The following is a 13,397-nucleotide window of genomic DNA, read 5'->3' on the forward strand; positions in this document are numbered from 1 at the left end:
AGCTATGATGCAAAGGACGGGAGGGTAATCCTTTAGGGCTCCCCCTGTTAACAGAGTAAGAATAGTCAATAAGATGGCAATGTCAGACAAAAAAAAGATTGTAGTCATAGGTGCGGGATGGGCAGGTTTAGGCGCAACCCATCATTTAGCCCAACAGGGATATGATGTTACCTTGCTAGAAGCCGCACCCTATCCTGGTGGTTTGGTTGCAGGTTGGAAAACCCCAGGAGGCAGATCCGTTGAAGGTGGCATTCATGGTTTTTGGTATCCCTACTGCAATATTTTCAGCCTCGTTAAACAACTCAATCTCGATCCCTTTACCCGTTTTACTCGTTCGTCTCAGTATTCTCCTGCTGGTTTGGAAGTAGAGTCGCCCATCTTTCAGGATCGCCCCCGTTTACCCTCTCCACTAGGTACTTTTATCTATACTCGCTTTCAACGTCTACCATTGAGCGATCGCCTTTCTGCTTTACCCTTGCTATATGCAGTGGTAGACTTTGATAATTCTGATGAGGCCTGGCAACGCTACGATAAAGTCACTGCCAGAGAATTATTTAAACAGTTTGGGGTTTCGGCAAGACTATATCAAGAATCTTTTGAACCTATGCTGTTAGTGGGTTTATTTGCCCCAGGAGAACAGTGTTCCGCTGCTGCTGCTTTGGGAATGCTCTATTACTTTATCCTGGCTCATCAACCAGATTTTGACGTGGTTTGGTGTCGGGGAACAGTGGGGGACAAGATTTTTAAACCCTGGATTGATCGAATAGAAAAAGCAGGGGGCAAAGTTTTAACCAATCAACGAGTTAGCGATATTGTCATTGATGATAGAGGTCAAGCTACTGGCGTGATCTGCGGTGAAGAATTCTTTGCTGCTGATGCGGTTATATCTGGTGTTAGTGTCAGTGGCATCAAGAAAATAGTTGCCAGTAGTAGTAAGTTAAATAGTTATGCTCAATTTCGCAACTTGGCTAATCTTAAAGGTATTGATGTCTTAGCTACTCGCCTCTGGTTTGACCGCAAAATTAATATCCCTCTTCCTTCTAATGCCTGTTTTGGCTTTGATCCCACTACTGGGTGGACATTCTTCGATCTCAACGATCTCCATGACGAGTATCAAAATGAACCCAATACCGTAGTCGAAGCAGATTTCTATCACGCCAATCAACTTTTACCCATGAGCGATGCCCAAATTATTGCTAAGGTACAGCAAGATCTAGCCACCTGTCTTCCCGCTTTTGCTGAAGCCCAAGTAATAGACAGCAGCGTCATTCGCGTCAAAGAAGGAGTAACTCACTTCTTCCCTGGTAGTTATCAAAATTTACTCCAGGCTCAAACTGATATTCCCAATTTATTTATGAGTGGGGATTGGATTGTCACCCAACACGGTTCTTGGTCACAAGAGAAGGCTTATGTCACTGGTTTAGAAGCAGCTAACTTAGTTGTGAAGAGATTTGGTATAGGTGCAGAAGCGAAGATCATTCCGATTGAACCCGATGAACCTCATATCCAGTTTGCCCGAAGTGTGAATAAAGCAATGCGGGATCTAACTAAGGTTTTTCCTGGTTACTGGTTGCCTTAAATAACATTAGTTTGGGTTGAACATTAATCGGTGGAGGTAGCTCTAAGCTTTCACAAGTAGTAGGTAGCAAGTAGCAAGTTTTACCTCTTGCTACGACTTTATGAAAATAATAAGGTTGCAAAAAGCTTGATTTATGGGGCTTTAAGCAATTAACTACAGACTATAAATCAAGAAACAATTAATTTAAGTTGTCAATTGGCTAATTCAATGTTAAGTTCTGCGATTAGTTGCACCCATAAGTTAATTTCTTCTCACCCGATTTGAAAATGCTCCAAGTAGACGAGGCTCAAGCTTGTTTAGAACAAGCACAACAATACTGGCAGTCTAAGCAATGGCAGAAAACTATTCAAGCCTGCGCTCAAGCTCTTGTTTTAAATCAACATTCCTCTCTGGCTCATAAGCTGATGGGAGACGCTCTGCAACGAACTGATCAAGCAAAAGAAGCGATTGGCTATTATGAAGAAGCGATTAAGCTTCAGCCTAATTTTGTGGAAGTTTATGCCAACTTGGGAACTCTCTACGTTTGTCAACAAAATTATCAGCTAGGGATCAACTATTATCAACAGGCTCTCAAGATCGACCCCAATTTAACTGCGGTCAAGAAGCATTTGGCTAGAGCCAGATTGTTATCAAAGCAACATATTTCTCAAAATGACCAAATCTCACCCCAAGTTGATTTAATAGATAATTATTTAAAACAAGGGCGGAATTTACAACAGCAGGGAGAGTTTAAAGCTGCTCTAGAACAATATTTGACAGCAGCTAAACTTAAACCTCAACGGGTCGAAACCTATAAGGAAATTCTCAAGCTCTGTGAATGCTTAGGATTATGGTCGGAGGCAGCTAAATATTGTCGTCTTATTTTAAAGTTGACCAACGGTACTAATAATATTCAAGCAGTCGATCTGCGATCGCTAAATTCTCCACCAGCTTCAGACTTGAGTGCGATCCCTGTTAAAAAAGCTTCTGGTGACTCACCGCAGTCTCATGAATTATTACAGGGTAAACGTTTTGCCAGTCAAGGTCAGCACGAGTCGGCTATTGCCTGCTATCGTCGAGCAATTAAGCAACAGCCTCAGTTAATTGAGGCTTATCTGGCTTTGAGCGAGTTATTAATCCAATCAGGTCAGCTAAAAGCGGCAATTTCCTGCTATCTATTAGGTTTAAAACAGCAACAGCATCCTCAACTATATTTTGCCTTGGGTAATATTTATCAAGGGATACAGCAGTGGTCACGGGCTGTCTTATGCTATCAAAAAACAGTTCAATATGATCCTCAGCATGTCCAAGCCCATCATGAACTAGGAGAAGTACTAAGCCAGCAAAAACAATGGTCAGATGCGGTTAAGGCTTATAGTCAGGCGATCGCTTTGAAAACTAAAGTTTCTTGGTCATACAATAATCTTGGCTATGCTTTGATTCAGTTAGCTAGATGGTCAGAAGCGATTCCTGCATATCGACAGGCAATCAAACTTAATCCTGATTTTCCCTGGTCGTATTATAATTTGGCTGAAGCCTATAGCAAGTTAGGTCAATGGGGCAAAGCAATTGCTGCATACCAACAGGCAGTTGAACTTCAAGCGGATTTGCCCCAAGTACAGCAAAAGTTAGGGGAGGCTCTTTATCGTCGTAGTGAGCAAGATCGTCAGCAAGCCTTAGATTATTTTCTCCTAGCTATCCAACAAGATCCCCATAATCCTGATGTTTATCATCAAGCTTTGGCGATCGATAATCGCAACGTAGCTTTATATCTTAAGTTAGGAGATATTTTGGCAGAGTCGGATAAACCAGATCAGGCTCTAGTTACCTATCAAATGGCACTTCAGGTACAGCCCAAAAATATCGATGTTTTGAGCAGAATTCAGCAATATCAGGGAAGTTTTGCTTTATCTAAAGCAATTACCCCCATTGTTCCCGACCCAATCGACTGTGTTGCCTTCGCTGCTGAGTTACAGCAATTTTTACCTCACAGCAAAACTCCAGAAGTATCGATTATTATTCCTGTTTATAATCAGTTAGATTACACTCTTAGATGTCTCAAGGCGATCGCTTCCAACTTTGATCGATCTATTCCTGTCGAAATTATTGTGGTTAACGACTGTTCGACGGATCAAACTGAGTCAATCATCTCATCCCTGAAGGGGGTTAATTTAATCAATCAACCAGCCAATCAAGGCTTTATTTGTTCCTGTAACCAGGGGGCAGCGATCGCCAAAGGTAAATATCTTTATTTTCTCAACAACGATACGCAAATTAGGGCGAACTGTATTGCCAGTTTGGTTCAAGTTTTGGCGGAAAACGATTCAGTTGGGGCGGTAGGTTCTAAGTTGATTTATCCTCAAGGAATTCTTCAAGAAGCGGGAGGAATTGTCTGGCAAGATGCTTCAGCCTGGAACTATGGCAGACAGGACAATTCTTATGCCCCTGAATATAATTATCTGCGCCCTGTAGACTATTGTTCAGGAGCAAGTTTAATGGTTAAAAAAGAGGTTTTTGAGCGCTTGACAGGTTTTGAAACCAAGTTTGCTCCTGCTTATTATGAAGATACCGATCTGTGTTTTGCAATTCGCCATCAGTTAGGTATGAAGGTGATGTATCAACCGAAGTCTGAAGTAATTCACTATGAGGGAATTACTTCGGGAACTTCAATTACTAGCGGCACTAAAAAACATCAGGCAGTTAATGCCATCAAGTTTAAACAGAAGTGGCAAGCTAATTTAAGCCAGGATCATTATTTATCGAGTACGGAAACAGATCATGTTGCTCTAGCTGCCAGAAAGCATCTTGGCTACCAGACTATCTTGGTGATTGATAGCTATATGCCTAGCTATGATCGCGAATCTGGTTCGCGCAGGTTATTTGAACTGTTGAAAATCTTGAAGGAGTTAAACTATCATGTTATCTTCGCTGCGGATAACGGATTTAAGGAAGAACCTTATACTTCTATTTTACAGAACCTACAGATTGAGGTTTTATATACTCAATCAGGCTACGGTAAGGGAATTCAAGAGCAAATTGAGTCTCGCCTGAATTTAATCGACCTAGCCTGGATCTGTCGTCCTGAACTGAATCAAAAATATGCTGCGCTCATTCGCCAGAAATCCTCAATAAAGCTGATTTACGATACGATCGATCTCCATTATTTACGACTAAAAAGAGCCTGGGAAATTAATCCCACCCACTGCACTAAAGAACAATGGGTTGAAATGCAAGGACAAGAATTAAAAATGGCTCATTTGGCAGATCTAACAATTACGGTAACAGCCACAGAACAAAAGATCCTGGAAATGCAAGGTGTCGATGAAGTTGCCGTAATCCCGAATATTCATCTTGCCTATGATGGCGATCTTGCCGATTTTGATCGACGTGAAGGAATTTTATTTATCGGTAGCTACAATCATTTGCCTAATGTGGATGCGGTGCTATGGCTTTGCCAAGAAATCATGCCTCTGGTATGGAAAATTAACCCTGAGATTAAAGTAACGTTGCTGGGTAATAACCCTAGCGCTGAAGTTTTGGCTTTAGCAAGCGATCTCATTATTGTCCCTGGCTATATTGATGATGTTAGTCCTTATTTTTTGAGTCATAAACTGTCTGTCTCTCCCCTCAGATATGGCGCAGGGATGAAGGGTAAAATCGGTCAAAGTTTGGAATACAGTTTGCCCATAGTTTCTACTCAAATTGGCACAGAAGGGATGAATCTCGTTCCCGAACAACATGTTTTAGAAGCAGATAATTCTTTTAACTTTGCTCAACAAATTCTCCGTCTTTATACAGATAAGTCTCTTTGGAATTTAATCTCTAGCAATTCTCATCAAGCGATCGCTTCTTATACTCCTAATCTAATTAAGGAAAAGTTAAGGCAATTATTGAAATTTTCTCCAACCTAAAAAGTATCAGCGGATAAATTAGCCAACTATGTTTTATTTATCCGTTAAAACTATTAAATATATTTAATTATTTTTTCATGAGCAAATGCTAACAATTGACAGTTATACTTAAAAGAAAATAATGATTTATCCGTAATTACACTAATGTTTTTTATATTTGAATAGTGCTATTTTTATGTAGAAATTAACTAGTAAATAATATGTATTGATTTAAGATAATTAAGCAAAATTGTTAACTTAAAAAAATACATAACCTATTTTTAGCAATAGCTAAAATAAATTTTTTCAGAAATAGTTCTCGCCAAAATCCACTGTTGATTCATTCACTTGTGTACCATAATTTATTTCGATGACTACCAAAACACAAAGCCAAAATATTGAGAATCAAATTGAAGAGCTACATACTCAAGCAGTCACTAAGCATAAGCAGAATCAGTTAGGAGATGCGCTTAATCTCTATTTACAGTCGATCGAGCTAAATGAATTACAGTCAGAGTGGATTTATGCTAATGCGATTACAGTATCAGCCCAAATAGGTAATTATGATACGGCTCATACTTTAACTATAAAAGCCAACCGAATCTATACTAATTCAGCAGAAATTGCCAGAGCATCTGGTATCTTTTTTCATAAAATAAATCATTTAGACAAAGCGATCGCCTCTTATCAAAAGTCAATTGATTTAGATTCAAATCAGCCAGAATGGGTTTACGCCAAGTTAATTGATTTGTTAATTCAAGTCAAGCTTTATGACCATGCGATCGACGTTAAAAAGACTGCCACTCAGTATTTTCCTCAATCTAAAATCATTAACCAACAGCTAGAACAAAAGATTTATCAAAGCAGTTATGCTTTTAATCAAACACAAAAATATAGCTATACCCCAGAGGAGAAACAACAGCTATTAAGTTCTCCAGCTAGAGAAACTCCTCAAGATATTGAACATTGTGTAGATCTAACCATTAGTGAATTAAGACGTAAATTAACTGACTCCGCTATTGTCGAAAAATATTCAATCCTTTTAAATCAGTTATTATGTCATATTAATGAGGGAAAAAAAGAAATGGATGTTGATGCCTTAGTGCAATGTTTAGCAGAAATAAAAACTGATATTCACTATTTAAAAACAAAGGTACTTAATTCTTCTGGCGATACTGTAGATCCACAGGCGAAACAGAATGTTGAATTAGAAAAAATTATTGGGTTAAATAAAGCAATATTGATTAAATGCGAACTAAAAGAACGCATTGTTGGTTCTGGTTGGTATGATGCTGAAGAACATGGACGCTGGAGTGGACCAGGAACAGTTTCATCAATAGTTCTACCTTACCCAATAACTGGAAAATATCAGTTCGAAATGATTATTCGAGCCGAATCAAAGCCTAATCTCTTACAAACATTAAAAATTAATATTAACGATGAGATCTTAGAAACATCTGTAATTCAAAGGAAAAATGGTTTTTTTCCCGCAGTTATCAGAGGAGAAATTATAATTCCTCAAGAAAAAATCCAATCTTTTCTAGCTATTGATTTAATCATAGATGAAACTGTAGTTCCCCAAAAATCTGATTCCAGATCGATTGGATTGTTGGTTGAAAGAGTTAGTTTGATTCCTAGTTATTCAGGCACAAATTAGTAAGATGAACTTAAAAAAAGTTGTGAAGCAAAAAAAAGTCGTCTTGGCAACGGATGCTGCTTTTTGGGAAGGTAAAATGGGTAGCCACCAGCGGATCTTGGCAATAGTAAAGGAACTAAAAAATCATTGTTCTTTGAAAATATTTTACTTTGGAACTATTGGTTTACAAAGAAGGATTCAGATCAAAGAAGTTGGATTAGAAAACATGGTAGTTAGCTATAAAGACTTCGATCAACATCTCAATCCAGAAGAAGCTGGCTTACCCAAATTATCTTCTTTTGCTAACGTGCAGGGATTAAAAAAAAGAAGACATGATGCTTTTTACACAACATTTGCTCAGTATCTTGCTGTGGCTCAACCAAATGTAGTGCTAATTGAGTATATATATCTTGCTTATTTACAGGATGCTATACCCAGCAATTGCTTAAAATTAATCGACACTCACGACGTTATGTGTTTTCGAGAGTATCGTTTTTATCAGCATAAAATGCTCAACGCAATTTCTATGTCAGTTTCCTATCAACAGGAACAGTTTATTCTGAATCATTTTGATGCAGTCATAGCAATTCAAAATCACGAATATGAAATTCTCCGTAAAATGCTGCCTCAAAAAGTGCTGCTACTATGTCCTCATTCAGTAACATATGACGCTCAATATCAAAAATCAACTGAAATCAAAAATATTGGCTTTATCGGTGCTGATAACGAAGCTAATCGCAGTGGTTTAGATTGGTTTTTACAGCAGGTCTGGCCAATAGTTAAGCAACTAAATCTTAATCTATATATTTTTGGCAAGGTTGGAGATAGATTTCAAGATCTTTGTGATGCTGATGAATCCATCATCAACATGTCAGACAATTTAACTCAAGCAGAAATCTATTCGTTAGTAGACTGCATGATCAACCCTGTTTTTGTGGGCGGAGGATTAAAAATCAAAACCTTAGAAGCACTAGCTTATGCTAAACCGCTCATCTCATCCCAAGAAGGTAGTGTTGGGATAAACAATCAAGATGAAAATGGCATGATTGTTGCTCATAATCGTCTGGAATTTATTGAAGGTTTAATTAAATTAGTCAAACAGCCAAATCTTGCAGCCAAATTAATTCAACAGGGTAAAAATACTATCGAGCAACAGTTTTCACCTGAAAGTTGCTATCAACCGCTGATCGATTTAATTAGTTACTGCTAATTGTCTACAGACATCATCATCATTTATTTGTGTTCTATCTTTAGTTGTAACGATTTAAATTTATGCAAACTAACTACAGACAAATAAAATTCACAGGAGATATTTTTCGAGTTAGTTATCACCAAAGACCTACTCAAGATGGAAATATCAAATGGTTATATCACGCTCTTAAAAATCCTTTACAGCTAGCGACTTCTTTACCTGTAGAAACAGAATTATTTTCTAAACAAGATATATCTTTGGTTAGCTCAGGCTATCGCATGATTGGTGAAGATATCTCTATGGAAGGATGGCCTAAACTTTTTTATCATAATGATTTTAGTGAAGAATTTTTGCAGCAGGTTTGGTTAAGCTTTAGAAACTCAATTGTTATTGCCTTTGAGTTACCAGAATTGTTAAAATCTGCTCTGGATCATTTACATATTCCTTTTATAGATATTATCATTCATCCGATTCGCTTTCTCGATGACCTTATTTTTGGGATTAGAAGTAACAATCGTGAAATCTCTCAGCTATTACATAATTATTTGATTCCCGAAGAATCTATTTTAATTCAAGCTGGAATTGTCATGGCATCAATGAATCGTTTAAAGCGATTAGATATTTCAGGCAAGGCTGCACTCTTTGCAGGGCAAACTACAGATGATAAAGTTTTAATTAATGAAGGTAAATTTCACAAGGTTAGTAATTTCCTCGATAAGTTTAGTGAAATTTCTAATTCATATGATACTTTAATTATTAAATCTCATCCCTACAGTGCCGATCCCTTTGAAGCCATCTCAATTTCTCGTCTATTTAATAACTGTATGACGGTTACAGATAACTTTTACTATTTAATGTCTCACGAAAATATCGAGGCAGTATATAGTATTAGTTCGAGTACCTCAATTGAAGCTAGATATTTAGGGAAAGAAGGTCATCATTTGGCAAAATATCCGTTTCGCTTTACAGATGACTTTAACGAAGGTGAATTTCAATTAGGCTCTTTCTTTACTATTGACGATGTAATTTTTTCAGCAGACTTTTGGCGTAAAATTCTTGCACCTTTAGTAGCAACTAGTCCAATTACAGAGGTAAAAATACCTAAAAAACCAAACAGAATTAGAACTTCATTACGTAGCTTTTGGGGCTTTAATTTTGTTGATACAGATATAATTTGTCAATTATATAAACAGTAGGATAACCTCTTTTAGATTTTATTTACTGATTTGAGCTGAATTGTCGACTAAAAAAATTGAGAAATATTTTACCGTTCAACTAAAATCTCAAGTTAGAAAGATTTTAGACGAAAATAGTTCAATTGTTTATGTTATTGATTATTTAGGAGTATTTTGTGGAGAATTTTTAACTAATACAATAGACAGCTCAAATTATCAACAAATTATTACTCAATTTGACTATAATTTAAAAAAAATTGCTTCAATGCCAGCCAAATCTTACTAGAAAAATTGTTTAGGAACAATATCTTATGAATTATCATCAGCTAAGTCTAGAAATATTCAATTTAATTGAAAGCAATTTTTCTAAATCAGACAGAAATACTTTCTTATCCCAATTAGATACCTATGAAATAATCTGTGTTAAAAAAAATTCTACTTATGAGCAACAACTACCCAATAATTTATCGATAAATAAGCTTCCTCAATCAAGCGAAGCCGTAAATTATATTATTATCGGCAAAAACTATAATCCTTTTTTGAAAAAAACTGCTCTTGAATTTCATGGTTCTAATAATGTCTTTTTTGCTGCCAACAAAAGCAAAATTGGAGTTGGTGATATTAGGTTTTATGACTCACAAGGCATGGTAATTCTCAATGAAAACAGTCGTCACAAAAATTGGTTTACAGTTTGGATGCATTCACCAAATTCTTGTGTTTATTGGGGTAAAGATTCAACCTCTAGTGGAGTCACTTGTGTAACTAATGATTCCAAAGGAATTTTTATAGATGACGATTGTATGGTTGCAGCCAATACCTGGATTAGGTGTTCAGATATGCACGATATATTCGATCTAGATTCCCATGAAGTTATTAACAATGCTGCTGACGTGTTGGTGGAATCTCATGTTTGGATTGCTCAAGAATCACTAATACTCAAAGGAGCAAAAATAAAATCAGGATCGATTATAGGGGCTAGATCATTAGTTGCGAGCGAGATACCTCGCTTTTCTCTAGCTATTGGTTCGCCAGCAAAAGTTATCAAACAAAATGTTTCTTGGCATAGAACCAAAGTAGAAAGTGAACGCAAAGATGAACTAATGAGATTAGAGAAGTTGCTGCCAGTTAAACATTTTTAACTGCTGAAGGCTAAGATTGTTCGCTTGATTCCTCACTAAGTATTATTTAGATACTCTACTTAAAATGTATACAGAACCAATTCAAACTTCTCCTGCGTCTCATATCTATCAATTGCTTAAAATTGAAGCTTCTGCTATTAATAGAACTTCTGAACAGTTAGATCGAGAACAGGCAGCTCAAAGTATTGAGCTATTAAAGAATTGCCTGGGAAAAGTAATCATGACTGGGGTAGGCAAATCGGGGATTGTGGCAAAAAAAATTGCCGCTACTCTTACCAGCATTGGAACATTAGCTATCTATTTGCATCCTTGCGATGCGCTTCACGGTGATTTTGGGATCGTCACGAAAGAAGATGTTGTGATCATGTTGAGCAATAGTGGTGAGACTGATGAATTGCTAACCATGATTCCTCATTTAAAACTGCGCTCAGTGCCAATTATTGGCATTTTAGGTAATACTAAGTCAACCTTGGCTCTGCTTGCCGATACGGTTTTAGATGCTTCTGTCGATCGCGAAGCTTGTCCCCTTAATTTAGCCCCAACTACTAGCACTACCGTTGCTTTGGCGATTGGTGACGCCTTGGCAATGACCCTGATGCAGATCAAAGGTTTAACTCCAGAAGCTTTTGCCTTTAATCATCCTGCGGGAAGGCTAGGGAAACGCCTTACCTTAAGGGTAGCAGATTTAATGCATGGCATTGACTATCCTAAACTAACTCCCGAAGCAAAATGGACTGAAGTAGTCTGTGCTTTAACTCAAGGAGGATTTGGTGCGGTCAATATAGTTAACCTAGAGGGGGTGTTACTGGGGATTATTACAGATGGTGATTTACGTCGCTGGATCATGAAAATTCAATCAACTGAATTGGATTGTTTGACGGCTAAAGACATGATGACCATCAATCCGACGGTGGTTGCGCCTGAAACTTTAGCCTATGCTGCTTTGCAGCTGATGGAAAAACGCGAGTCACAAATTTCGGTTTTACCTGTTGTCGATCGCGAACAAAAAAGCATTGGTCTAATTCGTCTACACGATATCGTGAGGAGTGGTTTGTCATGAAAATTCTAGCAGTGATTCCCGCCCGTTATAATTCTCAAAGACTAGCGGGCAAAGTTTTAGCATTGATTGGTGATAAACCGATGGTGCAGTGGGTATATGAAGCAGCAGTAAGCTCTCGAGTATTTACTAAAGTTGTAGTGGCGACTGATAGTCAACTGGTAGCCGATCGCGTCGAGGCTTTTGGTGGCGAAGTTGAACTAACCAGTTCTCAACATACTACAGGTACAGATCGTGTAGCCGAAGTAGCCACCAGATATCCTGAATTTGCGGTGGTGGTAAATGTCCAAGGAGATCAACCTTTTGTAACTCCTGAGATGTTAAGAGAATTGGTCACACCATATCTAGAAGGAGAATTGCCAGAAATGACTACCCTAGCTTGTCCTTTAGACCAGGATACAGCATATCATGATCCTAACTCGGTCAAGGTTGTGTGTGGCCAAAAACAACAGGCTCTTTACTTCTCGCGATCGCCGATTCCTTATTATCGCAATCCCGTCAAAGTGCCAGTTTATCATCACCTAGGGCTATATGCCTTTCGTCAAGATTTTCTGGCAACATATACGCAGCTTTCCGCTACGCCGATTGAACAGTGTGAAGGTTTAGAACAACTGAGAGTTTTAGAACATGGCTACACTATTCGAGTCTGTCAAACGGCTAAAGCCGTAGTGGAAGTCAACACTGCTGAAGATTTAATTAAAGCTCAAAAACTAATTTTGGAGACAAATACATTATGGTCAGAACTCAAATCACAGATAGCTTAGCCGTTGGTGATCATTGTCCTTTAACCTTATTTGGTGGACCTTGCGTAATCGAATCTGAAGAATTCACCCTGAAGATGGCAAGAGAGATTAAAAAAGTATGCGATCGCTTAAAGATTAATTTTGTCTTTAAATCTTCCTTTGACAAAGCAAATCGCACCTCGATCAATTCCTTTCGTGGCTATCCGATTGAAGAGGGTTTGAAAGTTCTGCAAAGGGTGAAAGACGAAATCGGTGTACCCCTAGTGACTGATATTCATCTTCCCGAACAAGCGGCGATCGCTGCTGAAGTTGTCGATGTGCTGCAAATTCCTGCCTTCTTGTGTCGACAAACCGATCTTTTGGTGGCTGCTGCTGCGACAGGTAAAACTATTAATGTCAAAAAAGGTCAGTTTTTAGCGCCGTGGGACATGCAAAATGTGGTGACTAAACTAGAATCCTGTGGCAATAATCGGATCTTGTTAACCGAACGCGGTACTAGTTTTGGCTATAACACTCTAGTTGTCGATTTTCGCTCTCTACCTCAGATGCGTGCTTTAGGCTATCCTGTCGTATTTGACGCTACCCATAGTGTGCAAATGCCTGGAGGACAGGGGAATAAATCAGGAGGACAGCGAGAATTTGTGCCTTACCTAGCTCGTGCTGCTGCTGCCATTGGCATGGATGCATTGTTTATGGAAATTCATGAAGATCCCGATCGGGGTTTGAGTGATGGCCCTAATATGATTTATTTGGCGCAGTTAGAAAGTGTCTTGAAATCGATCTTAAACGTTCGTAATAGCCTTGAAGCCGATCTTTCTCTACCAGTCTTGGTCTAAGATAGTAAATTTAAAGAGGATTGGTTAAATCCAAGTTTTTCCTTTCCTCTAATTAAATTAACCGAATTTTTAACAAAACATTAACACTTGTCTATTAATTGTTTAAGATTAATCGAATTGGTAAATACAATCAGACTAAATCTATATGCTACAAAAAGAATTTAGTATAAA

General features: G+C 38.0%; 10 protein-coding genes. All 10 read left to right on the forward strand.

The window, feature by feature from the left end; genetic code table 11:
- Positions 1–79: 79 nt before the first annotated feature.
- A complete protein-coding gene (locus C7B62_RS01570) occupies positions 80–1,579 on the forward strand; it encodes an FAD-dependent oxidoreductase (protein ID WP_106232885.1) in 1,500 nt (499 codons plus the stop codon).
- Between the two features lie 266 nt (positions 1,580–1,845).
- Positions 1,846–5,469: a tetratricopeptide repeat protein gene (locus C7B62_RS01575; protein ID WP_106232850.1), complete on the forward strand. Its 3,624-nt coding sequence runs from the start codon at positions 1,846–1,848 to the stop codon at positions 5,467–5,469.
- Between the two features lie 349 nt (positions 5,470–5,818).
- Positions 5,819–7,105 (forward strand): tetratricopeptide repeat protein, encoded by a 1,287-nt coding sequence (locus tag C7B62_RS01580; RefSeq protein ID WP_106232851.1) that lies wholly within the window; start codon positions 5,819–5,821, stop codon positions 7,103–7,105.
- A gap of 4 nt (positions 7,106–7,109) precedes the next feature.
- On the forward strand, positions 7,110–8,294 hold the full coding sequence (locus C7B62_RS01585) for a glycosyltransferase (protein ID WP_106232852.1): 1,185 nt from the start codon (positions 7,110–7,112) through the stop codon (positions 8,292–8,294).
- Positions 8,295–8,356: 62 nt separating this feature from the next.
- Positions 8,357–9,472 carry a hypothetical protein gene (locus C7B62_RS01590; RefSeq protein WP_106232853.1) on the forward strand — a complete coding sequence of 372 codons (1,116 nt, stop codon included), beginning with the start codon at positions 8,357–8,359 and terminating at the stop codon, positions 9,470–9,472.
- A 40-nt stretch (positions 9,473–9,512) separates the two neighbouring features.
- On the forward strand, positions 9,513–9,737 hold the full coding sequence (locus C7B62_RS01595) for a hypothetical protein (protein WP_106232854.1): 225 nt from the start codon (positions 9,513–9,515) through the stop codon (positions 9,735–9,737).
- Positions 9,738–9,762: 25 nt separating this feature from the next.
- A complete protein-coding gene (locus tag C7B62_RS01600) occupies positions 9,763–10,590 on the forward strand; it encodes an acyltransferase (RefSeq protein WP_106232855.1) in 828 nt (275 codons plus the stop codon).
- 64 nt (positions 10,591–10,654) lie between these two features.
- On the forward strand, positions 10,655–11,650 hold the full coding sequence (locus C7B62_RS01605; RefSeq protein WP_106232856.1) for an SIS domain-containing protein: 996 nt from the start codon (positions 10,655–10,657) through the stop codon (positions 11,648–11,650).
- Positions 11,647–12,411: a 3-deoxy-manno-octulosonate cytidylyltransferase gene (kdsB, locus tag C7B62_RS01610; protein ID WP_106232857.1), complete on the forward strand. Its 765-nt coding sequence runs from the start codon at positions 11,647–11,649 to the stop codon at positions 12,409–12,411. Before C7B62_RS01605 ends, kdsB begins: the two co-directional genes overlap by 4 nt.
- A complete protein-coding gene (kdsA, locus tag C7B62_RS01615) occupies positions 12,381–13,226 on the forward strand; it encodes a 3-deoxy-8-phosphooctulonate synthase (protein ID WP_106232858.1) in 846 nt (281 codons plus the stop codon). Before kdsB ends, kdsA begins: the two co-directional genes overlap by 31 nt.
- Positions 13,227–13,397: the final 171 nt, after the last annotated feature.

It is taken from the genome of Pleurocapsa sp. CCALA 161 (genome assembly GCF_003003995.1).
Taxonomy (GTDB): domain Bacteria; phylum Cyanobacteriota; class Cyanobacteriia; order Cyanobacteriales; family Xenococcaceae; genus Waterburya.

What these genes read in the sequence shown, in the direction of transcription:
- C7B62_RS01585 (WP_106232852.1), top strand. Translation starts at nt 7,110, where the DNA reads ATGAACTTAAAAAAAGTTGTGAAGCAAAAAAAAGTCGTCTTGGCAACG.
- C7B62_RS01570 (WP_106232885.1), top strand. Translation starts at nt 80, where the DNA reads ATGTCAGACAAAAAAAAGATTGTAGTCATAGGTGCGGGATGGGCAGGT.
- C7B62_RS01600 (WP_106232855.1), top strand. Translation starts at nt 9,763, where the DNA reads ATGAATTATCATCAGCTAAGTCTAGAAATATTCAATTTAATTGAAAGC.
- kdsA (WP_106232858.1), top strand. Translation starts at nt 12,381, where the DNA reads ATGGTCAGAACTCAAATCACAGATAGCTTAGCCGTTGGTGATCATTGT.
- C7B62_RS01590 (WP_106232853.1), top strand. Translation starts at nt 8,357, where the DNA reads ATGCAAACTAACTACAGACAAATAAAATTCACAGGAGATATTTTTCGA.
- kdsB (WP_106232857.1), top strand. Translation starts at nt 11,647, where the DNA reads ATGAAAATTCTAGCAGTGATTCCCGCCCGTTATAATTCTCAAAGACTA.
- C7B62_RS01580 (WP_106232851.1), top strand. Translation starts at nt 5,819, where the DNA reads ATGACTACCAAAACACAAAGCCAAAATATTGAGAATCAAATTGAAGAG.
- C7B62_RS01605 (WP_106232856.1), top strand. Translation starts at nt 10,655, where the DNA reads ATGTATACAGAACCAATTCAAACTTCTCCTGCGTCTCATATCTATCAA.
- C7B62_RS01575 (WP_106232850.1), top strand. Translation starts at nt 1,846, where the DNA reads ATGCTCCAAGTAGACGAGGCTCAAGCTTGTTTAGAACAAGCACAACAA.